The 24,147-nt window shown below is 72.6% G+C and carries 19 protein-coding genes; 5 read left to right on the top strand and 14 right to left on the bottom strand.

The window, feature by feature from the left end:
• Positions 1-47: 47 nt before the first annotated feature.
• From ACN9MM_RS29005 to ACN9MM_RS28985, 5 genes are all read right to left on the bottom strand, one after another.
• Positions 48-935, bottom strand: coding sequence for a FadR/GntR family transcriptional regulator (locus ACN9MM_RS29005; RefSeq protein ID WP_426366650.1), 888 nt, complete (start codon positions 933-935; stop codon positions 48-50).
• 160 nt (positions 936-1,095) lie between these two features.
• On the bottom strand, positions 1,096-3,048 hold the full coding sequence (locus tag ACN9MM_RS29000) for an ATP-binding cassette domain-containing protein (RefSeq protein WP_426366648.1): 1,953 nt from the start codon (positions 3,046-3,048) through the stop codon (positions 1,096-1,098).
• A 121-nt stretch (positions 3,049-3,169) separates the two neighbouring features.
• On the bottom strand, positions 3,170-3,940 hold the full coding sequence (locus ACN9MM_RS28995) for an NUDIX hydrolase (protein WP_383664743.1): 771 nt from the start codon (positions 3,938-3,940) through the stop codon (positions 3,170-3,172).
• Between the two features lie 109 nt (positions 3,941-4,049).
• On the bottom strand, positions 4,050-6,125 hold the full coding sequence (locus ACN9MM_RS28990) for a glycogen debranching N-terminal domain-containing protein (protein WP_426366647.1): 2,076 nt from the start codon (positions 6,123-6,125) through the stop codon (positions 4,050-4,052).
• Between the two features lie 115 nt (positions 6,126-6,240).
• Positions 6,241-7,704 carry a DUF4192 domain-containing protein gene (locus tag ACN9MM_RS28985; protein WP_426366645.1) on the bottom strand — a complete coding sequence of 488 codons (1,464 nt, stop codon included), beginning with the start codon at positions 7,702-7,704 and terminating at the stop codon, positions 6,241-6,243.
• Positions 7,705-7,846: 142 nt separating this feature from the next.
• On the opposite strand from ACN9MM_RS28985, the gene ACN9MM_RS28980 reads away from it, so the two are divergent.
• Both ACN9MM_RS28980 and ACN9MM_RS28975 read left to right on the top strand, forming a co-directional pair.
• A complete protein-coding gene (locus ACN9MM_RS28980) occupies positions 7,847-10,030 on the top strand; it encodes a RecQ family ATP-dependent DNA helicase (RefSeq protein WP_426366644.1) in 2,184 nt (727 codons plus the stop codon).
• 228 nt (positions 10,031-10,258) lie between these two features.
• Complete coding sequence (locus ACN9MM_RS28975; RefSeq protein ID WP_426366642.1) at positions 10,259-10,888, top strand: hypothetical protein; 630 nt, start codon at positions 10,259-10,261, stop codon at positions 10,886-10,888.
• Between the two features lie 197 nt (positions 10,889-11,085).
• On the opposite strand, the gene ACN9MM_RS28970 is transcribed toward ACN9MM_RS28975, so the two are convergent.
• The 3 genes from ACN9MM_RS28970 to ACN9MM_RS28960 all read right to left on the bottom strand — a co-directional run bounded on the left by ACN9MM_RS28970 (position 11,086) and on the right by ACN9MM_RS28960 (position 13,443).
• Positions 11,086-11,718 (bottom strand): hypothetical protein, encoded by a 633-nt coding sequence (locus ACN9MM_RS28970; protein ID WP_426366641.1) that lies wholly within the window; start codon positions 11,716-11,718, stop codon positions 11,086-11,088.
• Between the two features lie 107 nt (positions 11,719-11,825).
• A complete protein-coding gene (locus ACN9MM_RS28965; protein ID WP_426366640.1) occupies positions 11,826-12,536 on the bottom strand; it encodes a ribonuclease HII in 711 nt (236 codons plus the stop codon).
• A gap of 289 nt (positions 12,537-12,825) precedes the next feature.
• Positions 12,826-13,443, bottom strand: coding sequence for a TetR/AcrR family transcriptional regulator (locus tag ACN9MM_RS28960; RefSeq protein WP_426366639.1), 618 nt, complete (start codon positions 13,441-13,443; stop codon positions 12,826-12,828).
• Positions 13,444-13,575: 132 nt separating this feature from the next.
• Here ACN9MM_RS28960 and ACN9MM_RS28955 point away from each other — a divergent pair, with 132 nt between their 5' ends.
• Positions 13,576-15,129 carry an MFS transporter gene (locus ACN9MM_RS28955; RefSeq protein WP_426366638.1) on the top strand — a complete coding sequence of 518 codons (1,554 nt, stop codon included), beginning with the start codon at positions 13,576-13,578 and terminating at the stop codon, positions 15,127-15,129.
• A gap of 225 nt (positions 15,130-15,354) precedes the next feature.
• Here the strand turns inward: ACN9MM_RS28955 and ACN9MM_RS28950 are convergent, their stop codons facing one another.
• The 4 genes from ACN9MM_RS28950 to ACN9MM_RS28935 form a co-directional block, all read right to left on the bottom strand.
• Positions 15,355-16,263: an ADP-ribosylglycohydrolase family protein gene (locus tag ACN9MM_RS28950; protein WP_426366637.1), complete on the bottom strand. Its 909-nt coding sequence runs from the start codon at positions 16,261-16,263 to the stop codon at positions 15,355-15,357.
• Between the two features lie 12 nt (positions 16,264-16,275).
• On the bottom strand, positions 16,276-16,935 hold the full coding sequence (locus ACN9MM_RS28945) for a histidine phosphatase family protein (RefSeq protein ID WP_426366635.1): 660 nt from the start codon (positions 16,933-16,935) through the stop codon (positions 16,276-16,278).
• A 97-nt stretch (positions 16,936-17,032) separates the two neighbouring features.
• Positions 17,033-17,638: a YdbC family protein gene (locus ACN9MM_RS28940; protein ID WP_426366634.1), complete on the bottom strand. Its 606-nt coding sequence runs from the start codon at positions 17,636-17,638 to the stop codon at positions 17,033-17,035.
• 42 nt (positions 17,639-17,680) lie between these two features.
• The gene (locus tag ACN9MM_RS28935; RefSeq protein ID WP_426366632.1) at positions 17,681-18,553 is read right to left on the bottom strand and encodes an arylamine N-acetyltransferase family protein; all 873 of its coding nucleotides are present in this window, start codon (positions 18,551-18,553) and stop codon (positions 17,681-17,683) included.
• A gap of 100 nt (positions 18,554-18,653) precedes the next feature.
• On the opposite strand from ACN9MM_RS28935, the gene ACN9MM_RS28930 reads away from it, so the two are divergent.
• The gene (locus ACN9MM_RS28930; RefSeq protein ID WP_426366630.1) at positions 18,654-19,184 is read left to right on the top strand and encodes a TerD family protein; all 531 of its coding nucleotides are present in this window, start codon (positions 18,654-18,656) and stop codon (positions 19,182-19,184) included.
• Between the two features lie 105 nt (positions 19,185-19,289).
• Here the strand turns inward: ACN9MM_RS28930 and ACN9MM_RS28925 are convergent, their stop codons facing one another.
• Positions 19,290-22,184 (bottom strand): vitamin B12-dependent ribonucleotide reductase, encoded by a 2,895-nt coding sequence (locus tag ACN9MM_RS28925; RefSeq protein ID WP_426366628.1) that lies wholly within the window; start codon positions 22,182-22,184, stop codon positions 19,290-19,292.
• A 173-nt stretch (positions 22,185-22,357) separates the two neighbouring features.
• Entirely contained in the window at positions 22,358-22,867 is a 510-nt protein-coding gene (nrdR, locus tag ACN9MM_RS28920; RefSeq protein WP_351186993.1) for a transcriptional regulator NrdR, read from the bottom strand.
• Positions 22,868-23,304: 437 nt separating this feature from the next.
• Between nrdR and lexA the strand changes: the two genes are divergently transcribed.
• The gene (gene lexA, locus ACN9MM_RS28915) at positions 23,305-24,093 is read left to right on the top strand and encodes a transcriptional repressor LexA (RefSeq protein WP_015036661.1); all 789 of its coding nucleotides are present in this window, start codon (positions 23,305-23,307) and stop codon (positions 24,091-24,093) included.
• Positions 24,094-24,147 lie beyond the last annotated feature (54 nt).

The raw sequence follows: 24,147 nt of genomic DNA, 5'->3' as shown, positions 1-24,147 counted from the left end.
CGGCACGCGGTGCGTGCACCTCCGCGCTCCCGGCCACGGCTCGCGAATCAGTGTTCGCGAGGGGCGGGGACGACGCGCTCCACCTCGGGATGGACCGTGAGCAGCTGCCGCATGGCGCTCTCGGCGCCGTGCGCGTCCCCGGCGGCGAGGGCGTCCACGATCCGGGCGTGGTGCGCGAGGCAGGCCTCACTCGGACGGTCACAGCCGGTGGCGGGGCCTCCGGAGACCTGGAGGGCGGCGGCGACGATGCCGGAGAGGTGCTCCAGCATGCGGTTCCCGGCCAGCTGGATGAGGAGGGAGTGGAACTCCGTGTCGGCCCGGGAGAAGGTGATGCCGTCGCCCTGGGCGAACGCGTGCCCCATGATCTCGACCATGTCGGCGAGGCGCTGCTGCACGTCCTCACGGCCGTGCCCGGCGGCGAGGCGGGCGGCGAGGGGCTCGATGGTCCACCGCAGCTCGTTCAGCTCACGGCGCTGGTCGTCGCGCTGCGGGCCGAAGGCGCGCCATTCGATGATGTCGGGGTCGAGGAGGTTCCAGTCGCTGACGGGCCTGACCCGCGTCCCGACGTTCGGGCGGGCACTGACGAGCCCCTTCGCCTCCAGTACGCGCAGCGACTCGCGCACGACGGTGCGCGAGACCTCGAAGCGCTGACCGATCTCCTCGGGGACGAGCGGGCGGTCGGCTCCGAGGTCGCCGGAGACGATCATCTGACCGAGCTGCTGGACGAGCTGCCCGTGCAGCCCGCGGCCCCTGTTGCCGGTGGTCCGGCGGCCGACACGGCCGAGGTCGGTGTCCACCCCCTCCCAGGAGGGCGGGCCCACACGGCCGGCGGCGGGCGCCTCCGCGTAGGGGTAGCGGTCGAGATCGCCCGGGGCGCCGAGGCCGGTGTCGACGGGGCGGGCGGCGGTCATCATGGTGTGCGCAAGGGTACTCACGCATCCTTTGTCGGCGTTGCCTCCGTGACCCTTGAGGTCTTTGGTGAAAAGCACACGAAAGGGTGATCGGCACCCCCTACACAATTGACGATTAATCGGACATACGAGGCAGAGTTCAAGGGAGTTGACGGCAAACCGGAACCTCTTGATCCGAAAGTGGTCACCAACGGGCCCTGCGTCGAAGGCCGGTGAACACATAGGCGCAGAGCAGGCCCGTCAACGTCAGCGAGAGCGCCACCCCCGCAGGCTGGGCGACCACCTTCAGCGCCCCCGCCAGCCACCGATCGAGGGCCGGGGCCCACTGCGGCCCCGCGAACTCGCGCAGCCGCGCAGGAAGTCCGGCAGCCGAGCGCACCGACGGCCCCGTCAGCACCTTCTGCAGCACCGGAACGATGGCGACCGGCACCGCGAGCACCGCCGCCACCCCGGCGGCGGCGGCCCTGAACACCCCGGCGCCGAGCACTCCGGCCCATGCGCAGCCGACCACCAAGCACAGCCAACTCGCGCAGAGATTCGGCCAGTTCTTCGGTAGGGGGATCAACTCACCCCCGTGGATGAAGCGCAGGGCCTCCAGGTCCACCGCCACGACGAGCACCCCGAGCACCAGGGCGACGCCGGCGGCCACGGCGAGCTTCGCGAGCAGCAGACCCGGCCTGCGGGGCACGGCCCCGCGCCCCGTGGTGAGCGCGGGATAGCGGTACTCCTCGCCGAAGGAGAAGGCACCGAGCAGCCCTGCGCCGAGAGCCGCGGGCGGCAGCGGGGAAAGCGCGGGCCAGCCGGTCAGGACCGCGGGCAGCTCGGCCCGGCCGCTGCGGCCCAGGAGCAGGGCGAGCGTCAGGGAGACGAGCAGGACGGCAGCCAGGACGAGCGGGGTGGAGGGCACGCCCAGGAGCCGGTGGAGCTCGTACCGCAGCGGACGCAGGGGCGAACGCGCCGGCCTCCGCGCGGCACATCGGCCGGTGTCCGAGGCCCGGGAACCTCGGCCGATGTCCGGGGGCACGGCTGCCCGTCCGGGGCCTGAGGTCGCGGAACCCCGCCCGGGGTCTGAAGCCTCGGCGCTTCGCCCGGAGCCCGAGGCCGCGGCAGTTCCTCCGGGGCCCGAGGCCTTCCCCGCGGCCCCGGAGGGCTGTCCGGCACCCTTCGGGGCCACCGGGCGGCTCTCCGGGGTCCCGGACCCTTCGCCCGCCGCCGTCCGCCGCACCTCCCCTCCCACGGCACGGCCGCGCCCGGGAGCGGCGTCTCGTTCGCCCCCTCTCTCGTCGGCGAGCCGGTGGATCGGTACACCGTGCCGGAACGCGGTGTCACCGACGGCCGCGCAGTCGCTGCCGTAGACGGACAGCCGGTTGCCGCCCTCGGCGACCACCTCGACCGGGCGGCGGGCGGCCCTGGCCTCCTGGGTCACGGCCGCGGCCAGGCGCGCCGCGTGCGGGGTACGGACGACGACCCTGGGGCGCAGGCGGGTGCGGGCGAACTCGACGGCGTCCTGGTCGGCGACGAGCCGGCCGCCGCCGAGCGTGACGACGCGGTCGGCGTTGCACGCCGCGTCCCTGGGGTCCGCCGTGGTGTAGAGGACGGTTCCCCCGTCGGCGGCGTGCGCCCGCAGCAGCTCGTGCAGCCACGCACTCTCGGGTACGGAGAGACCCGCGGCCGGTTCGTCCAGCAGGAGGGTGTGGGGGGTGCCCAACAGGGCTGACGCGAGCCCGAGTCGACGGTCCGCGCCGATCGACAGGGTGCCGATCCGGCGACGCTCCAGGCCGCTGAGGCCCACGGTCCGGACCAGCTCCTCGGCCCGCGCGGGGGGCACCCCGGTGGCCGCGCAGAGCATCCGGAGCTGGCCCCGGAGCGTGCGGGAGGGGTGCCCGGGGACGTCACCGAGGAGCACGCCGACCTCGCGCGGGGGGTGCGCGATGCGGTGCAGCGGCCGACCGCGGAAGTAGGTGATCCCCCGGCCCGGCTCGAGTTCGAGCATGAGCCGGAGAGCGGTGGTCTTGCCGGCGCCCCGCGGGCCGAGCAGGGCGGTCACGGCACCCGGCCGCGCCTCGAAGGTCAGATCGTCCACGGCGGGCGGGCGATCGCGGCGGGGAGTGCTGGTCAGTCCGATTGCCTGGAGCATCGCTTCTCTCGCGGTAGATGACACCGCTCCGCGGCAGGGCGGCGCTTCCGCAGCAAGATAACGCTCTATTTCGGACTTTCGGCGCAGGGTCGGAACGCAGGGGCGCCGGTGCGCCCGGGTATCAGACCTCGGGGCGCAGCATCGGCGGGTTGAGAAGGGTCGCCCCACCTGCCCGGAAGAGCTGCGCGGGGCGCCCTCCCTGACGGGTCGTGGTTCCTCCGGCCGGTACCAGGAAGCCGGGCGTGCCGGTCACCTTGCGGTGGAAGTTCCGCGGGTCGAGGGACACGCCCCAGACGGCCTCGTAGACGCGCCGCAGCTCTCCGACCGTGAACTCCGGCGGACAGAAGGCCGTGGCGAGGGAGGAGTATTCGATCTTGGAGCGGGCGCGCTCCACCCCGTCGGCGAGGATCCGGGCGTGGTCGAAGGCGAGCGCCCCCGGCCCTCCGTCCCCGGCCCTGGCGGTCTCGTCCTCGCCCAGGAGCTCTTCGACCGGGGCCCAGCGGGCGCTGTTCGCGTCGCCGCCCGCGCGCGGTGCGGGGAGGTCGGGTGCCAGCGCCAGGTGGGCGACGCTCACGACCCGCATGCGCGGGTCGCGGTCGGGTGCCCCGTACGTCGCAAGCTGCTCCAGGTGCGCGCCGTTGCTCGGCACGGGCGGCGGGGCGGCCGGGTCGTGCGCGCAGAGGCCCGTCTCCTCGACCAGTTCGCGCGCGGCCGCGGTCCCGAGGTCCTCCTCCGCCTGCACGAAACCGCCGGGCAGCGCCCAACGACCCTGGTACGGCGACTCTCCCCGCCGAACGACCAGGGTGCACAGTGCGTGGCGCCGCACGGTGAGCACGACCAGATCGACGGTCACGGCGAAGGGAGGAAAGGCCGACGGGTCGTAGGGAGGCATGCCGCGATCATAGTCGTCTTCCTGACGATAAACACGTCCCGCGGAAGCATCGGCCGCGACTTCCTCACCGCGCCGCGAGGCTTCCCTCGTCTCCGTGCCCGGCATCCCGTCACACCCCCAGTTGAAGGCCCTCAGCGGCCTCCTCGACCATACCGAGACCCAGCCTGCCGACCCGCACGGCGAACGGTTCGCCGGCGACCACGAGCCCCGAGAACCTGATGGCGCCGAGCGGGGCCGAGCCCAGCGGGTACACCGCCACGGACCGGCCCGGGACATCGGGTCTGACGCCCGCGAGGGCGAGCAGCGCGTGGACCGCCCCGGCGGCCGCGACGGCCGCGGGACGGCACGCCGCCGGGTGAGGCACCGGGCGTCCCCCCGTCGTCCGCTGCTCACCCGCGTACATCTCGGGGAGCCGGTACGTGAAGGCCGCCGCCGCGTCGAGCAGCCCCCGCAGGAGGGAGGCGGCCTCCTTCTCGTGACCCGCGGCGGCGAGACCGGCCACGGCGACCGCCGTCTCGTGCACCCGGACCGCACCGGCCCGGTGCCCGAACGGGTTGTGGCCCGGTTCCTTGGCGCCGAGACCGCGCAGCCCCCAGCCGGAGTCGAGCGCCGGGGTGCCGAGCAGCCTCGCCACCTGTTCGGTCTCCGTCCGGTCCAGGAGGCCCGCCGCGTACCGCCCGCCGCCCAGCAACCCGGTGTCGAGCAGATGCGCCGCCCAACCGCCCTGGTGGGGCCAGGTCCGGCCGTCCGGACCGCGGGCCACGGCGGGGCGTCCACCCGCCGGGTCGTCGAGCCAGAACTCGCGCCGGAACCGCTCGCGCAGGGTCCGCGCCCCGTCGCGCAGGGCGTCGCCTCCGGGCCGCCCACAGCCGTCGAGGAGGTCGGCGCCGAGCAGGGCGGCGCGGTGCGCGTGGGCCTGGGTCTCGGCCCGCCAGGGCCCGGCGGGCCCCGGGTCCGGAACGAATCCGTCCCGGCCTGCGGTACGCCGGAGCCAGTCGAGGCAGCGCTCCGCCACGGGAAGCAGCTCCTCCAGATCCGCGGCCGGAAGCCCCCAGCGGCGGGCCTCGGCGAGCACAGCGGGAAAGGCGAGGGTGGCTTCGATGCCGGTGCAGCGGGGCGGAAGGTGCGGGCCGGCGTCCCTGAGGGGCCCCTGGAGGCGACCGGACTCGGGTCCGCCACCGGAGAGTTGGGTGTGTCCGAGGGCGCGGAGGGTGGTGGCGGCGAGCCGGGTGCCGAGGGGCAGGGCCATGCGGGCCGCCCAGAGCGCCTCGGCGGTGACCGGTCCGCAGCGCCAGGGCACGCCGGCCGCGAGGTGGACGTCCGCGGGGCGGGCGGGGTCACGTTGGAGCAGGGCCCGCAGGTCCTCGACCGAGCTGCGAAGCAGGTCCCCCGGTCGCGGGTCGTCGCCCTCGGCGCGGGCTTCGGCGAGCAGGTGGCCGCCGGGCCGTCCGGAGCCCGCACCCGTGGAGGTGGTGGGGCGGCCCGCCAACTCCCCTCGCACCCGCAGCCGGACCGTGAACGCCGCTCCCGGCGCCAGCTCGGCTTCCCAGCGGAGCACTCCCGCCGCCGCCAGGGAGTCCATGGGCGGCGGGTCCGCCGTGACGGCGGCGGATCGGCCGTCGGCGCCGGTCCACCGCAGTCCGGTGCCGTGGACGCTGGCGGCGAGTTCCGGGCCGGTTCTCCCCGACGCCACGGCGCCCAGGTCCGCGAGATCCGTGCCCAGAGCGACTTCCACCGAGAGCCGGAGGGGCCGTGCCGCGGCGCTGCGCAGGGTGATCCGCTCGGTTCCGTCGGCGCTCCGCGTGCGTTCGACGGTGAGGGCGGGGTCGGGCCCGGTGTCCCCGGGGACGCGGACGGCGCCGAGAAACACCGCCCGGTCGGCGGTCGCCATGCGTCCCTGGAGTGCGACGGGTTCACGGCCGGCGACCCGCAGGACGCAGCGGGACAGGAGCCGTCGCCCGGTGTCGTACACCCCCTCGGGTCCTTCTCCGGTGAGCTGGCCGTGCTCGGCGCAGACGGCGAGGGCGGGCAGGGCCACGCAGAGGAGCGCTCCGTGCACCGAGGGGAGTTCCGCAGGACGCGGCGCTCGCGGGAGTGCGATGCCGGCGCCGGACGTGTGTCCGGAGGCGGGTCCGGACGGCTGGGCGGTGGGCCGGCCGGGGGCCGGGACGGGGCTGGGAGCCATGGCGGGTACGGGCTGCTCTCTGTGCGAACCGGGCGGCCGGCGGGGCGGCGGCGGGACGGTTCGTGCGACTCCGCCAGAGAGCTGAACGCGCTCGCGGGCGGCGGGGTCACGGTCGTCATCGGCCGCTCCTGGAGCCGCGCGTCCCGCCGGGCCGCGGAGTCCCGCTCCCCGGCCTCCCCTTCGCGGGTCCGCCGGGGCGGACTCCCGCCGTCGTCCGGCGCTCGTTCCCGCCGGTCTGGCGCCCCGGCTTCCTGAGGGTCGGCGGGGTGCCTGGGCGGCGGCCGGCGCGCATCCGGATCCGCCGGGAGGGCGGCGGAGCCTCCTGGTCCGGGGCCGACCGGGCGTCCCGCTCGCTCCTCAGACAGGAGCGGAGCGACTCGGGGTCCAGCCCTTCGTTGCACGCCTGGTGCAGCAGCCGGGCGAAGACGTATTCGGGGTCGGCGTCGAGCGCGAGCCCGAGGGCGACCCGGGCGGTCGGCTCGTCGCCCGTGGACCAGGCCGTCCAGCCCGCGAGGGTGAGGGGCGCGGCGGCGTGCTCCTGGTAGGGCGTGACGCAGCGCCGGGCCAGGACGCGCCACAGCCGCAGGGCGGCGGTGCCCTCCCAGCCCTCCATCCACTCGGCGGCGCGGTCCCGGGTGACGCGGTCCTGGAGACCGAGGACCAGGGCGGCGGCCTCCTCGGTGGTGACCAGTGCGTCGTCGGCCGCGTCGTCCTTCGCCGTCGAACCGACGGGCCGTCCCGGGAGGACCGACCGCACCGGCCCTACCGTGCTCGGCGGGGCCGCCACACCGACCTGGCCGCTCGCAACCCCCGGCCGCTCCGGGCTCCGACCGTTCCTGGTGCCGGCGAAGCGGCGGAGGATCTCGCGGGCGAGGCCCAGGGTCGTCTCGCGCACCTCCAAGCGGCCCTGTTCTTCGGGCCCTTCCAGGACGCGGGGGACGATCGAGCGGGCGGCCGCGTCCAGGGCGGCCCGCTGCTCCTCGTCCCGGGGCCCGCCGCGCGGCTTCAGACGGGCCTCCATCTCGCGCTGGGTGCCGCGTACCTGCACGCCCGCGTACGCGGCGGTCGCCGCCATGACCGAGGTGCCGTTGAGCGCGAGCGGGGTGCCGTCCGGCGGGCAGCAGCGCTGGTCGGGGCAGCAGTAGGAGAAGTAGAGCCCGTCGGTGATGCAGAGGGCCTCGTAGACGGGGATGTCGAGGGCGCCGCAGGCGGTCCGCAGTCGCTGGGCGAAGGGTCGCAGTCGCTCCATGACCCTGCGGCCCGTCTCGCCGGGGGCGGGGTCCTGGCAGAGGAAGACGACGATGCCGTCCGGCCGGGCGCCGGATCGGGCGCCTCCCTCGGCAAGGCACTCGGCGAGGTGGTCCGCGGTGGACGCCCACTCCCGGGGCGAGCGCGGGATCCCGAGCCTGACCCGGCCGCCGAAGCGGCCGAGCTCGCCGTGGAGGGCGACCAGGACGACGGAGTCGGTGGGATGGAAGCCCAGCACGAACGGCAGGGCGTCGGCCAGTTCCGCCGGGCCGCGCAGGGTGATCTGCTGGGGACGGGCAGGGCTGCTGGATTCGTGGTGATTCGCGTTCATGGTCAGGACGGTCTCGTGATCTCCCGAAATCCGAAACCCCTGTGGATAACTCCCGGATCGCGGCATCCGCCGTCCTGCCGAGTTGTCCACAGGTTCGATGTCTCATTCGCGCGATGTCCGAGGCATCGGGTTGCATGGGGGCATGACCCAAGCAGCCCCGCAGGAAGACCGCGCCGCCCTCCGAGCCGCCGCCGATGCCGTGCTCGCCCGTCTCGTCTCCGACCCGACGGGCAGGGCCAGACTGCGCGAGGACCAGTGGCGGGCCATCGAGGCGCTGGTCGCCGACCGGCGCCGGGCGCTGGTGGTGCAGCGGACCGGGTGGGGCAAGTCGGCCGTGTACTTCGTGGCGACCTCGCTCCTCCGTGAGCGCGGCAGTGGCCCGACCGTGATCGTCTCCCCCCTGCTCGCGCTGATGCGCAACCAGGTGGAGGCGGCGGCCCGGGCGGGCATCCGCGCCCGGACGATCAACTCGTCGAACACCGAGGAGTGGGACACGGTCCAGGAGGAGGTCGCCGCCGGCGAGGTGGACGTGCTCCTGGTGAGCCCGGAGCGGCTCAACAATCCCGACTTCCGCGACCAGGTGCTCCCCCGGCTGGCCGCCGCCACCGGTCTGCTCGTGGTCGACGAGGCGCACTGCATCTCGGACTGGGGTCACGACTTCCGGCCCGACTACCGCCGACTGCGGACGATGCTGGCCGACCTGCCGTCCGGCGTCCCGGTGCTGGCCACCACGGCGACGGCGAACGCGCGGGTGACCGCGGACGTGGCCGAGCAGCTCGGCACCGGTGCGGGCACGGACGCCCTGGTCCTGCGCGGGCCCCTCGACCGGGAGAGCCTGAGCCTGGGTGTGGTCAGGCTTCCGGACGCGGCTCACCGGCTGGCCTGGCTCGCCGACCACCTCGGTGAGCTGCCCGGCTCCGGCATCATCTACACCCTGACGGTCGCCGCGGCCGACGAGGTCACCGCCTATCTGCGCCAGTGCGGGCACACCGTCTCCTCGTACACCGGCCGTACGGAGAACGCCGACCGGCAGCAGGCGGAGGACGACCTGCAGGCCAACCGGGTCAAGGCGCTCGTCGCGACCTCGGCCCTCGGCATGGGCTTCGACAAGCCGGACCTGGGGTTCGTGGTGCACCTCGGGTCGCCTTCCTCCCCCATCGCGTACTACCAGCAGGTCGGCCGGGCCGGGCGCGGGGTGGAGCACGCCGAGGTGCTGCTGCTGCCCGGGCAGGAGGACGAGGCGATCTGGCGCTACTTCGCCTCGGTGGCCTTTCCGCCCGAGGAGCAGGTGCGTCGCACGATCGACGTGCTCGCGCAGGCGGGGCGGCCCCTGTCCCTGCCCGCCCTGGAGCCGCTGGTCGAGCTGCGCAGGACCCGGCTGGAGACCATGCTCAAGGTCCTGGACGTCGACGGCGCCGTGCATCGGGTGAAGGGCGGCTGGGAGAGCACCGGGCAGCCGTGGGTGTACGACACCGAGCGGTACGCCTGGGTGGCCCGGCAGCGGTCGGCCGAGCAGCAGGCGATGCGCGACTACGCGGCGACGACCGGGTGCCGGATGGAGTTCCTGCGGCGCCAGTTGGACGACGAGGAGGCCGCTCCGTGCGGCCGTTGCGACAACTGCGCGGGGAACCGCTTCGACCCGAAGGTTTCCGTGGCCGCTCTGGACGCCGCCAAGGGCGAGCTGGGACGGCCCGGCGTGGAGGTCGAGCCCCGGAAGATGTGGCCCACCGGGCTCGCCGCGGTCGGGGTCGACCTCAAGGGCCGCATTCCCCCCGGGGAGCAGTCGTTCGGCGGCCGGGCCCTGGGACGGCTGTCCGACATCGGCTGGGGCAACCGGCTGCGGCCGCTGTTGGCGGACGGCACGCCGGACGGGCCCGTGCCGGACGACGTGGTGCAGGCCGTGGTGCACGTGCTCGCGGACTGGGCCAAGGGACCCGGCGGCTGGGCCTCCGGGGCGCCGGACGCACCGGCCCGGCCCGCCGGTGTGGTCACCGTCGCCTCGCACCGCAAGCCGCAGCTGGTCGGCTCGCTCGGGCAGCGGATCGCCGAGATCGGCAGGATGCCCCTCCTCGGAGTGGTGGAGTACGCGCCGGAGGCTGAGGAACTCCGGCTCTCGCGGACCAACAGCGCCCAGCGGGTCGTCGGTCTCCAGCGCACGCTGACGGTCCCTCCGGAGCTGGCCGGGCAGCTGGCGGGCGCGGGCGGGCCGGTTCTCCTCGTGGACGATCTCTCGGACACCGGCTGGACGTTGGCGGTGGCATCGCGGCTGCTGCGCCGGGCCGGAGCGGAAGGGGTGTTTCCGCTGGTGCTCGCCGTCCAGGGGTGAAACAGGAGAGAGAACGGGGAGTGAACAGTGGGCAACTGGGCAGGGATATGAGTGGCATACCTACTCATTACCGTCAGCGGTCTCAATTGCTCGTTGCCGCCCGCGCACGGGCCCGCAAGAATTGGGAAACCGCCCCGCACGGCCCGTCAGCGGTCCGGAAGGACTGTGCTGTGGTGCGCCCTCACCCGACCTTGCCCGCCCAGCGGGCGCGTATCCGAAGGGAGGACCGTGACCCTCGGATTCGCTCCGCCCACAGCCGCCTCGCTCAGATCGTCGTCCCAGTCCGCCAGCCGCCTCGCTCGGATGGTCGAACCGTCCGAGTGGACCGCGGCGGGGATTCCCTTGCTGCGCAACCCGCGTGAGGTCGTCAGCGGCCTCCACTCGCGGCACGCGCCCACGCCCTCGACGGCGGTCCTCGCCGTCCTGGACCACGAGGAGCGGCTCGCCGCCAGCGCCTCGTTCGTCCGCCGCCCCGTCGCGGCGGACGGCTGGGAGTTCCGCAACGCGCTGCTCGCGCATCTGCGGCGGGTCATTCCGCACGACCTCCGGAGACGGGCGCCCGTGCGGACCGCGGTCCTGCTGTACTGCCGTGAGGGCGACGAGCGGTGGACGGAGGAGGACGGGGCCTGGATGTGGGGGCTCCGGGACGCCTGCACGCTGCACGGGCTCCGCTGCGGCGCGTACATCACGCTGACCGGAGGGGGCTGGCAGGTGCTCGGCGAGGGCCGGGGCGGCCGTCGGCCGAGCTCTGACTCGCTCCCCCTGCCGCTGGGTGACGGGCCGGCCGAGCTCGGCCTGCTCGCACCGAGAACCGCGAGCGGCGCGACCGAACCCCTGCGGCGGGCGGCCGCACGCTGATCGCGCACGAAGCCCTCGTGCGGCGGGTCGGCGCACGCTGATCGCGAAGGCCTCGCATGCCGGACCGGCACACTCTGATCGCGAAGGCCTCGTGTGGCGCCGCCGCACGCTGATTGCGAGAGTCTCGCGCGGCAGGGCCGGACGGCCTCCGCCCGACCTCCGCCGGTCCCCGTGGGGTCCGGCGGAGGAGCGGTCGGTCAGACGCCGGCGCCGGCTCCGAGGAGCGCCGTGGCGCCCTGCGCGTCACCGCACACGACGAGCAGCGCGCCCGCGCGGGCCATCGCCGACGGAAGGGTCCTGGCAGCCGTCTCCTCGTCGCCGCCGTTGACGGCGACGATCACCACGGGACGGGCGGTGGCCCGCTCCACGGCGGAGGCGTCCGCGAAGAACACGTCGTCGCCGGTGTCCTGCTGGGCCCAGTAGGCGGCCTCGCCGAAGGACAGCTCGTGAGCCGCCCACGGGTGCGGGTCGCCGGTGGTGAGCACCAGGATCTCGCCGGGCGCGCGTCCGCTCTCCAGGAGCAGGTCCAGGGCCTCCTCGGCGGCGTCGAGCGCGCCGTCGACCGGGGCCGGGATCAGCTGGAGCTGCGGGGTGGATCGCTGGTCGGAACGATTCTCCGGGCGCTTGGCCGGAGACTGTCCGGCACCGGGGTGCGGCGCCGGCGCCGCGGGTCCGGCCGGACCGGGACCGGGGCGCCCGGGGCGCGGAGAGGCCGCGGAACGCGGGCCGGGTACGGGACGGGGGGTCGACGCGGGGCGGCCGGCGGCCGCGGTGGCGCGGGGACCCTGGGCGCTCTCGTGAATCTGAGGCTCCTCGGGGATGAGAGGCATGAATGGATGTCTATCAAACGCCGCTGCGCGAGGCACCGGCGGGTGGGCACACATGTGCACCCCGACCGCGTGGGCGGCCGTTGGACGGGCCCCCCGCGACCGGAAGTTCAGAAGTCGAAGCCGAGTTGGCCCCCGCTTTCCAGCGCGGCCGCCTCGGCGGAGAGGCGGACCTTCTTGAGGTGGCGCCACTGGGGCAGCGCGTCCAGGTACGACCAGGAGAGTCGGTGGTACGGGGTCGGCCCCAGCTCTTCGAGCGCCGCCTTGTGGACCGGCGAAGGGTAGCCCGCGTTGGCACCGAAGGCGTACGCGGCGTACGGGCCGCCCTCGGCCTCCAGCTCCGCCATGAGGGCGTCACGCCGGACCTTCGCGATGACGGAGGCGGCCGCGACGGCGATGCAGGACTGGTCGCCCTTGATCACCGTACGGACCCGCCAGGGGCTGCCGAGGTAGTCGTGCTTGCCGTCCAGGATCACCGCGTCGGGCCGCACGGGAAGGCCTTCGAGGGCCCGGACCGCCGCGAGCCGCAGCGCCGCGGTCATCCCGAGGTCGTCGATCTCCTGCGGGGAGGCGTCGCCGAGCGCGTACGCGGTGACCCACCCCTCCAGCTCCGCGGCCAGCACGTTCCGGCGCTTGGGGGTGATCAGCTTCGAGTCGGTGAGCCCTTCCGGGGGGCGGCGCAGGCCGGTGACGGCCGCGCACACCGTGACGGGGCCGGCCCACGCCCCGCGTCCGACCTCGTCGACCCCGGCGACGATCTTGGCGCCGGTGGTGGCTCGGAGCGACCGCTCGACAGTGTGGGTGGGAGGTTCATACGGCATGGCGCCAGACAGGTTACGCCGCCTGACGCCACCCGCGATACCCGGTTTCGCCCCAGCCACCCGAAGTCCCGTGCGATCACGCGCCGAAGACCGGGAAACCCGTCGTCCGGCGACCCGCCCAACAGCCCACACGGCAGCCCGCCCACCGACCACACCGCGGCCCGCCCACCGACCGCGCCGCGACCCGTCCCCCGACCGCGCCGCAGCCCGCCCACCGTCCCGCGCCGCAGCCCGTTCACCGACCCGCGCCGGGGCCCATCCCCGTACCCTCGCACGCCCCGTTCCGGCCTCAGGCGCGCAGCAGCGGCACCATGATCCGGTCGATCACATCGGCGATCTCACTGTCCGGCCATTCGCTTCCGCACACCTTGGATCGGTACATCATCATCGCGGGAATGACATCGAGTACGAGATCGTCGATCGCGTCATGGCGCACCTCTCCCCGCGAGATTCCACGCCACAGCACCTCCCGGAAGAGGCTCTTCGACGGTTCGACCACGCCCGTCTCGATCAGCCCGTGGAAGCGCGCGGCGGCCTCGGCATCGCATTCGTGAAGCACAGCACGAAGGGCGAAACCGGGCTTGGAATACATCACGTCCCGGACCCGGAGGCATAGCTGGTACAGGTCTTCACGCACGCGACCGGTGTCCGGAGCCTCGTCGAGCCTCGGCAGCCCGGCCTGGAGAGCGTCCGCGACGAGGTCTTCCTTCGACGGCCACCGCCGGTACACCGCGGCTTTGCCGGTCTGCGCGCCGACCGCGACACCCTCCATCGTGAGGCCGCTCCAGCCGACACTGCTCAGCTGGTCGAGCGCGGCCTCCAGGATCGCCCGCTCGAGCACGGGGCCGCGGCGCCGTAGCGCCACCCCCTCCGGCCGGGCGGCGGCCGTGGAGCGCGAAGTAACCATCAGGATCTCTCCGTTGACGCGATTCGATTCTTCGGCAGTGCTCAGTGAACGGTTGCGTTCACTGAGGGGGACTCACTACCGTGGCGAAAAGTGAACGGGTGCGTTCACTAATTCTTCCGTGGGGGATCCATAGTGACAACTTCTCCGGTGGACACACAGACCAAGGACGAGCCAGCTCGCGCCGCAGGTCGGCCGGGCATCGCCTTGACCGTCATCGCCGCCTGCCAGCTGATGGTCGTCCTCGACGCCACCATCGTGAACATCGCGCTGCCGCACATCCAGGACGCGCTGTCCTTCTCGACCACCGACCTGTCGTGGGTGCTCAGCGCCTACACGCTCACCTTCGGCGGCCTCCTGCTCCTCGGCGGCCGCGCCGGCGACATCCTGGGCCGCCGCCGGGTGTTCATGGCCGGAATCCTGCTCTTCACGTTCGCCTCGCTGCTCGGCGGCTTCGCCCAGGAGCCCTGGCAGCTGCTCGCGGCGCGCGCCCTGCAGGGCGTGGGTGGCGCGATCGCGTCGCCCACCTCGCTCGCGCTGATCACCACGACGTTCCCCGAAGGACCGGAGCGCAACCGGGCGTTCGGCGTGTTCGCCGCGGTCTCCGCCGGTGGCGGCGCGATCGGTCTGCTCGCCGGCGGAGCGCTCACGGAGTGGCTCGACTGGCGCTGGGTCTTCTTCGTCAACGTGCCGATCGGCCTGCTGATCGCCTTCCTCACCCCGCGCTACATCGCGGAGTCCGAGCGCCACCCGGGCCGGTTCGACATCGCGGGCGCCGCGACGTCGACGCTGGGCATGGCGGCACTGGTCTACGGCTTCATCAGGGCTTCCGAGAAGGGCTGGAAGGACAGCCTGACCATCGGCTCCTTCGTCGCCGCGGTGGTCCTGCTCGTGGCGTTCGCCGTCGTCGAGTCGCGGGCCAGGGAACCGATCACGCCGCTGCGCATGTTCGCGGACCGCAACCGCTCGGGCACGTACGTCATCATGCTCAGCCTGTCGGCCGCGATGTTCGGCATGTTCTTCTTCATCGTGCTGTGGGTGCAGAACGTCCTGGGCTACAGCCCGGTCCAGGCCGGACTCGCCTTCCTTCCGGTGACCGTCGCGATCGGTGGCGGCGCGGGGCTCGCCCAGCGGCTGCTGCCGGTCCTCGGCCCCAAGCCGTTCATGGTGGCCGGGGCGACGCTCACCGGCGTCGGCCTCTTCTGGCTGACGTTCATCTCCTCGGGCAGCAGTTACGTCGGCGGGGTCCTCGGCCCGATGGTCGTGTTCGGCTTCGGCATGGGCCTCAACTTCGTGACGCTGACGCTCACCGCGGTCTCCGGGGTCGCCCAGCACGAGGCGGGCGCCGCCTCGGGTCTGCTCAACGCGACCCAGCAGGTCGGCGGCTCGCTCGGCCTCTCCATCCTGGTCACCGTCTTCGGCACGGCCAGCCGTGAGGAGGGCGAGAAGCAGCTGCCCGACTTCCTCGCGCACTCCACGCCCGAGCAGCAGGCCGAGGCGCTGAAGACGAAGGAGCTGCCCGCGCCCTGGGGCCACGAGGTGCTGACCTCCGGCATCTCCTCGGCCTTCACCGCCGCCGTCGGCATGGTGCTGATCGCGCTGGTCACGGCCGTCCTGGTGATCCGGGTCCGCAAGAGCGACCTGGAGGCGCTGAGCGGCCGTGCCGAGGCCGCCGGTCCGGTGGCCTGAGCACACAACCACCTGCAGTCCGGTGGCCTGAGCACACACACCTGCGGTCCGGCGACCTGAGCACACACCACCTGCAGTCCGGTGGCCTGAGAACGCACCACTACAGACCGGTGGCCTGAGCACACACCGCCCGATCCGCACCCGTGCGGCCTATGTCCCCTGTGCCCCCGAAACGGGGCCCAGGGGACATCGCGCTCACCAGGGCCCCAGGGCCGCCGCGCCGCGTCAGACCTTGCCGTCCGGGACCCACCCCGGAAGCTCCTCCGTCTGCCGCAGCCAGTCCTCCGGCGGCGCGCCGGCCGCCGCGGAGGCGACCACGCCCCCGGCGATGGCGCAGGTCGTGTCGACGTCGCCGCCGACCTGCGCGGTCGTCCAGAACACCCGCTCGAAGTCGCCGAGCCCGCGGGCGGCCGACCACAGCGCGAAGGGGACCGTGTCGTGCGCGCTCGTGCGGCGTCCGCTGCCGAGCACCGCGGCGACCGTGCTCGCGTCGCCGTAGTCGAGCATGTCCCGGGCCCTGCGCAGGCCCGCCCCGACCGCGCTGCGCGGGACCAGGGCGATGACTCCGTCGAGCAGCGCCTCGGGCGTCGGCGGTCCGGCGGGGTCGGCGGCGATCGCGGCCGCGGCGGCGACGGCCATGGCTCCCACCACGGCCTCCCGGTGCTGGTGCGTCGTGTAGGCGGAGATCTCGGCCTGGTGCGTCGCCTGCTCGGGGTCGTCGGCGTACCAGGCGCCCAGCGGGGCGATCCGCATCGCGGCGCCGTTGCCCCAGGACCCCTGGCCCTTGAAGAGCGCGGCGGCGAGTTCCCGCCAGTCGCCACCCTCCCGGATGAGCCGGAGCATCCGGTTGACCGCCGGGCCGTAGCCCCGGTCGAAGTCGTGGTGATGTGCGAAGGACAGGGCCAGGGCGTCCTGGTCGATCCGGTCGTGGTGGACGAGGACGGCCAGGACGGAGCAGGCCATCTCGGTGTCGTCGGTCCACTGCCAGGGGCCGGCGGGCAGCTCGCGCCGCTTCAGCAGGGGGTAGTGGGCGGGTACGAAGAACTGGGAGCCCAGGGCGTCTCCCACGGACAGCCCGCGCAGGCTGGCCAGGGCGCGGTCGAAGCGCCGGTCGGGTGAGGAGTCAGCGGTCATCGGTCTGCCACTCTATCCGGTGGGGCCGTACGGTTCCGGGGTACGCCAGCGTTCGAACGGCCGGTCCAGGCTGTACCGGCCGTCCTCTCCGAGCAGGAGCGTGCGGGTCTCGGCGTTGCCGGGATTCGACAGCGACTCGAAGTCCGCGACCGTCCAGTGGAACCAGCGCATGCAGAACAGCCGCATGGTCAGCCCGTGGGTGACAAGGAGGACGTTGGGCGGGTGGTCGGGCGCCTCGAAGCTGCGGTACAGACTCTCCAGGAAGGCGCCGACCCGGTCGTACACGTCGGCACCGGACTCGCCCTGGGCGAAGCGGTAGAAGAAGTGCCCGTACGCGTCCCGGTAGACCTTCTGCAGGCGTACGTCCTCCCGTTCCTGCCAGTTGCCCCAGTCCTGCTCCCGCAGCCGCGGCTCCTCCCGCACCCTGACCTGCTCCGCGGGGAGCCGGAAGGCCCGGAGGGTCTCATGCGTGCGGCGGTACGGCGAGACGTAGACGCTGACCGGCTCCTCCCCGAAGAGCTCCCGCAGCCTCTCCCCCGTCTCCTCGGCCTGCCGCCACCCGGTCTCGGTCATCCTCAGGGCGTGGTCGGGCTCGCGCTCGTACACCGTGTCATCGGCATTGCCCTCGGACTCTCCGTGCCGTACGAGAACGATGCGCCGCGGTCGTGCCATACCCCGACCCTAGAACGCCGCTCTCCGGCAGGCTCAGCCGAGGCGGTGCCCGGGCGCCATCCGGGGGAGGAGCGGGCGTTCGGAGGCGCGGGAGGGATCAGACCGTCCAGGCCGCTTCGAGCTGCACGACGTCCCCGTTCAGCGCCGCCACGTCGGCCGCGGTCCGGGCCCGCAGCCCGAGCCGCTCCACGCGCTCGACCCGGTATTTTCCGTGCTCGGCGGCCGACTGCCACATCGAGAGGACCAGGAACTCGCTGCCGGGCGCCTCGCCGAACAGGCCCCGCAGCATGCCGGGAGACCCGGCCATGGCGGGGTTCCACACCTTCTCCTGCATGAGCGCGAAGTGCTCGGCACGGTCCTCGTGGACCCGGCAGTGCGCCACCCTCGCCACGTCGGCGTCGGCGAACCGCGGCTCGAACCCCGTCTTCACGTCGAAACGGTGGTCGAAGAGCTTGACCTGGATGTCCTTGAACGTGCCCACCTGGGCGGCCGCCAGACGATCGTGCGACCGCGCCATGAACGAGTCGTAGAAGGCCCGGCTCTCCCAGAACCCGAAGATGTGGGCGACGTCCGGGCGACCCCGGCTCCACCCGCCGCCCTGTCCCCGGAATCCCGGCTCACCGAGCAGCCCCGCCCATTTCCGCTGTCCCCGCTCGAACCCTCGACGGTCCACCACGGTGCAGCGAATCCACTTGACCAGCACCGCGCCATCGTACGGGGCGGGAGAGCGCCCCGGCAGACCCTGTCAGGCTCCCGCCGCGTGCACGTGCTCCAGGCCCGTGCGCTCCTCGTCGTCCAGTTCGATTCCGAACTCGGTCTTGAGCGCCTCCGCCAACTCGGCCACGCCGACGTTCCGTTCCCCGGTGGTGCCGTCCACGTGCACGGCGGACAGCCTCTCGCGCAGCAGTGACCTGCGCACGTCCGCGCCGGGCTGCTGGACCACGACCTGGCCGAGGAAGCGGGACAGCGGATGGCTGGAGCTGTAGTGGTTCATGATGAGGAAGTCCCCGGGGTAGAGGCTCTGCGGCGAGAACGCGTACAGATCGGTCCAGCCCTCCGGCCGCAGCGAGCGCAGCACGTGGATGCCCTCGTCCTCGACGGTGATCCCGAACGTCCACCCGCTCTGTTCCACGCGCGCGCCGTCCCGCAGAGGCACGGGCTCCAGTGGGCCCTGCCAGCCGAACCCGACGTCGGCGAGCCACTGTTCGCCCTCGATGGTGACGGCGAGGAGCGCGTGCGTGACCGGCGGCAGCGTGGCGCCTCGTGAGCGGTTGCGCGCGCCGCGACCGGCCACCTGGAAGCCGATCCGTTCGAGGACCGCCGCGAAGAGGGAGTTCTGCTCGTAGCAGCAGCCTCCTCTGCGCCGCTCGACGAGCTTCGCCTGAAGGCTCTTCAGGTCCAGGGGGATGTGCCGTCCGAGGGCGACGTCGAGGTTCTCGAACGGAACGGCCGTGACGTGCGCCCGGTGAAGGGCCGTCAAGGTGCGCAGATCGGGGCCGAGTTCCCCGCCCCGTGCGCTGTCGTAACCGATTCGAGCCAGATATGCGTCGAGATCCAGCTCCTCACCGCTCCACAAACCGCTCTCCCCCTCCAGCGCCGGGTCCTCTGTCGTAGGCACATGACACCATGAGCAACCGGCCCACGACCACGGGCTTTTGAACGGGTCGACGGTACGAGGCGAGGCGCGCGCGGGGGCGTGCGCGGAGAGGGGAAGCACCATGAGCGGACTCAACAAAGGGGTGGGACGCATCGAGGTCACGCTCAAGTGGGACCCCGCCCCGGCCGGAAGCCCGGCCCACGACCTGGACCTGGTCGCCGGGGTGTTCCCCGCCGGCGACCCGCACGGTGCCCCGGCCCATCTGGTGTACTTCGGCAGCCGCTCCCCGGACGGCACGATCACGCTGCACCGCGACAGCCGCACGGGCCAGGGCTTCGGCTACGACGAGGCCATGACCCTGGAGCTGGACCGGCTGGACGCGCGGTACGCGCGCGTGGTGGTGGGCGTGGCCATACAGCAGGGCGGCGGGCGGCTGACCTTCGGCGACGTGGTGAACACGGGCATACGGGTCCGCGAGGGCTACACCGACCTGCTGACCCATGACTTCGCGGACGTCCCCGGTGCCCGTGCGGCGACGGTCGTCGAGTTCACCCGTGACGGAGCGGACGGCTGGGCGTACCGCTCGATCAGCCGCGGCTTCGACGCCGATCCGCAGACCTTCGGCACGCTCATGGGCTCCGCACCCTCCTGAGCCCACCGGCCCCACGCGAAAAGGGGCGCCGACCGGTGGTCGGCGCCCCCTCACGGGCGGTCCGGTGCGCTCAGCGGCTTCCGCCGCTCAGCGCACCGGGCGGCGTCAGCTGCAGCCGCTGGTCGAGCCGCAGCCCTCGCAGATGTAGCAGGAGCCGGCTCGCTGCATCTTCGTGCCGCAGGAGAAGCAGAGCGGGGCGTCGGCGCTGATGCCGAGCTGCATCTCGACGAGTTCCGCGGAGGTGTGGGCCTGCTTCGGGGCCGGGACCTCGACCTTCGGGGCCGGGACCGCGACGGCCTTCAGCTCCTGGGTGCGGGGCGCGGACTGGGCCAGGGCCTCGACGTCGACGTCCTCGTCCTCGGACTGCTCGTACGAGCCGGTGTCGAGGTGACGCTGGCGCTCCTCGGCCGAGTGGATGCCGAGGGCGGAACGGGTCTCGAAGGGCAGGAAGTCGAGCGCCAGGCGGCGGAAGATGTAGTCGACGATCGACTGCGCCATCCGCACGTCCGGGTCGTCCGTCATGCCGGCCGGCTCGAAGCGCATGTTGGTGAACTTCGAGACGTACGTCTCCAGCGGGACGCCGTACTGCAGACCGACGGAGACGGCGATGGAGAAGGCGTCCATCATGCCCGCGAGGGTCGAACCCTGCTTCGACATCTTCAGGAAGACCTCGCCGAGACCGTCGTCCGGGTAGGAGTTGGCGGTCATGTAGCCCTCGGCGCCACCAACGGTGAAGGAGGTGGTGATCCCCGGGCGGCCCTTGGGCAGACGCTTGCGGACCGGACGGTACTCGACGACCTTCTCGACGGCCTCGCGGATCGTCGCCTCGGTCTTCGCGGTGACCTCGGCCTTCTCCTCCTCCTTCTTCTTGGCGGAGAGGGGCTGGCCGACCTTGCAGTTGTCGCGGTAGATGGCGAGCGCCTTGACGCCCATCTTCCAGGCCTCGAAGTAGACCTCTTCGACGTCCTCGACCGTGGCCGTCTCCGGCAGGTTCACGGTCTTGGAGAGAGCGCCGGAGATCCACGGCTGGATGGCGGCCATCATGCGGACGTGGCCCATCGCGGAGATGGAGCGCTCGCCCATGGCGCAGTCGAAGACCTCGTAGTGCTCGGTCTTCAGGCCGGGGGCGTCGATCACATTGCCGTTCTCGGCGATGTGGGCGACGATCGCCTCGATCTGCTCCTCCTGGTAGCCCAGGCGGCGCAGGGCCTGCGGGACGGTGCCGTTGACGATCTGCATCGAGCCGCCGCCGACGAGCTTCTTGAACTTGACCAGGGCGAGGTCGGGCTCGAGGCCGGTGGTGTCGCAGGACATCGCGAGACCGATGGTGCCGGTGGGGGCGATGACCGAGGCCTGGGCGTTGCGGAAGCCGTTCTTGGCGCCGAGGCGGATCACGTCCTGCCAGGCCTCCGTGGCGGCGGCCCAGATCGGCGAGTCCAGGTCGTCGACGCGGACGGCCTTGGTGTTCTCGTCGGCGTGCTGCTGCATGACGCGCTGGTGCGGCTCGGCGTTGAGGGCGTAGCCGTCGTACGCGCCGACGACCGCGGCGAGCTCGGCGGAGCGCTTGTACGAGGTGCCGGTCATCAGGGAGGTGATGGCGCCGGCGAGGGCGCGGCCGCCGTCGGAGTCGTACGCGTGGCCGGTCGCCATCAGCAGGGCGCCGAGGTTGGCGTAGCCGATGCCGAGCTGGCGGTAGGCGCGGGTGTTCTCACCGATCTTCTGGGTGGGGAAGTCGGCGAAGCAGATGGAGATGTCCATCGCGGTGATGACGAGCTCGACGACCTTGGCGAAGCGCTCGACGTCGAAGGACTGGTTGCCCTTGCCGTCGTCCTTGAGGAACTTCATCAGGTTCAGCGAGGCGAGGTTGCAGGACGTGTTGTCCAGGTGCATGTACTCGCTGCACGGGTTCGAGCCGTTGATGCGGCCGGACTCGGGGCAGGTGTGCCAGTGGTTGATCGTGTCGTCGTACTGGATGCCCGGGTCGGCACAGGCCCACGCGGCCTCGGCCATCTTGCGGAAGAGCGACTTGGCGTCGACCTCCTCGATGACCTCGCCGGTCATGCGCGAGGTGAGGCCGAACTTCCCGCCGGACTCGACGGCCTTCATGAACGTGTCGTTCACGCGGACGGAGTTGTTGGCGTTCTGGTACTGGACGGACGTGATGTCGTCGCCGCCCAGGTCCATGTCGAAGCCCGCGTCACGGAGGGCGCGGATCTTCTCCTCCTCCTTGACCTTGGTCTCGATGAAGTCCTCGATGTCGGGGTGGTCGACGTCGAGGATGACCATCTTGGCCGCGCGGCGGGTGGCGCCGCCCGACTTGATGGTTCCCGCGGAGGCGTCGGCGCCGCGCATGAAGGAGACCGGGCCGGAGGCGTTGCCGCCGGAGGAGAGCAGCTCCTTGGAGGAGCGGATGCGGGAGAGGTTCAGGCCGGCGCCGGAGCCGCCCTTGAAGATCATGCCCTCTTCCTTGTACCAGTCGAGGATGGACTCCATGGAGTCGTCGACGGACAGGATGAAGCAGGCGGAGACCTGCTGGGGCTGCGGGGTGCCGACGTTGAACCAGACCGGCGAGTTGAAGCTGAAGATCTGGTGCAGGAGGGCGTAGGCCAGCTCGTGCTCGAAGATCTCGGCGTCGGCGGGCGAGGCGAAGTAGCCGTAGTCCTCGCCGGCCTTCGTGTACGTCTTCACGATCCGGTCGATGAGCTGCTTGAGACCGGTCTCGCGCTGCGGGGTGCCGACGGCCCCGCGGAAGTACTTGCTGGTGACGATGTTGACCGCGTTCACCGACCAGAAGTCGGGGAACTCGACGCCACGCTGCTCGAAGTTGATCGAGCCGTCGCGCCAGTTGGTCATGACGACGTCACGGCGCTCCCACGCCACCTCGTCGTACGGATGCACGCCGGGGGTGGTGTGGATGCGCTCGATACGCAGGCCCTTGCTCGCCGACTTGGCTCCCTTGGTGCGGGAACCACGTGCCGGGCCGCTCGCCGTCTCTGTCATGCCGCCTCCCATATACGGGCAAAACACACTTTGGCGCCCAGATAGTCCCAGGGCACCGTCTTCTGTACGCACTTCTGTACTGCTGCCACGGGGACCACAGGGGTCGCCCGGGGCACGTCTGCCGGGCCGCACGGCGGCCGATCGCCGGGCCGTCGAGCGGCCCGGTCCGCCGGTCAGTCGGCGGCGGTGGCGGGAACGGGGACCTCGGGGGTCGCACCGGTCCCGCGGTTCTCAGCGGGAGGCCGCACGCGGAGTTCCGCGATGGCGGCCTCGAAGTCTTCGAGGCTGTCGAAGGCCTTGTACACGGACGCGAAGCGCAGGTACGCGACGAGGTCGAGCTCCTGCAAGGGGCCGAGGATGGCCAGGCCCACGTCGTGGGTGGTCAGCTCGGCGCTTCCGGTGGCGCGCACCGCCTCCTCGACCCGCTGGCCGAGCTTGGCGAGGGCGTCCTCGGTGACCGGTCGCCCCTGGCACGCCTTGCGCACGCCGGAGATGACCTTGTTACGACTGAAGGGTTCGGTGACACCGGAGCGCTTCACCACCATGAGCGAGCACGTCTCCACCGTCGTGAAACGACGGGAGCAGTCGGGGCACTGGCGGCGGCGTCGGATCGACGTCCCGTCGTCCGTGGTGCGACTGTCGACGACACGGCTGTCGGGGTGCCTGCAGAAGGGGCAGTGCATAGGTTCCGACCCTCCTCACGGCACGACTGACGAGCCTCACCGGCCCGTCAAGGCCCTGCGAAGCGACCTCCAGCATAGGCGATGCGAGCACCCCCGGCAGACCGGGGACCACTACCCCTGGGTGGTCGATGCCATCCAACCACTAGATCTTGGGTTGTGGCCTATTCGGGGCCCTCCGCGTGTCGCGGCCCGGGCGCTCCCGCGGATCCACGCGCGCGGGTGCGACACTGGGACGGCGCACCGGCCCCTCGCGGTCCAGCGGCGAAGGCTACCGTAACGGCAGATTCGGGACGCCCGAGTGAGCGTGCTCATACACCCCCGCACATACACGCGTAAGGCAATCCGCGAATTTTCACTCGAACGTGTGTTTGGCGCAACCTTTCGAAAGCCACTACCGTTGTGCCAGCCAGGGAGACCATTCGAGAGGGGCCGACGACGTGACCACCACCGCAGACAGTGCCACCATCACCGCCCAGGACCGCTCCCAGGGCCGACTCGAGCCGGTGCACGCCATGAATGACGCAAGCATGAACGGCGAGGAGCCCGGGCGACCCGCCCGCGCCCTCCCCGGGCGACCTCCAGGCATCCGCGCCGACAGCTCCGGACTCACCGACCGGCAGCGCAGGGTCATCGAAGTCATCCGCGACTCGGTCCAGCGCCGCGGCTACCCGCCGTCGATGCGGGAGATCGGGCAGGCGGTCGGCCTCTCCAGCACCTCCTCCGTGGCGCACCAGCTCATGGCCCTGGAGCGCAAGGGCTTCCTCCGCCGCGACCCTCACCGGCCCCGCGCCTACGAGGTCCGCGGCTCCGACCAGCCGAGCACCCAGCCGACCGACACCACCGGCAAGCCGGCCGCGTCGTACGTCCCGCTGGTCGGCCGCATCGCGGCCGGTGGCCCGATCCTGGCCGAGGAGTCCGTCGAGGACGTCTTCCCCCTCCCCCGGCAGCTGGTCGGCGACGGCGAGCTGTTCGTCCTGAAGGTCGTCGGCGACTCGATGATCGAGGCCGCCATCTGTGACGGCGACTGGGTCACCGTCCGCCGCCAGCCCGTCGCGGAGAACGGCGACATCGTCGCCGCGATGCTCGACGGCGAGGCCACCGTCAAGCGCTTCAAGCGCGAGGACGGCCACGTCTGGCTGCTCCCGCACAACGCGGCGTACCAGCCCATCCCCGGCGACGAGGCCACCATCCTCGGCAAGGTCGTGGCGGTGCTGCGGCGGGTGTGACGCACCCGCCGGCTCTGACCGGGCCCCGGGACCCACTGCGCCGGTCCCGGGGCC

It is taken from the genome of Streptomyces sp. E-08 (genome assembly GCF_049913095.1).
Lineage (GTDB): Bacteria > Actinomycetota > Actinomycetes > Streptomycetales > Streptomycetaceae > Streptomyces.
Note: the sequence above shows the minus strand (reverse complement) of the source record. Positions and strands in the feature narration are given on the sequence as shown.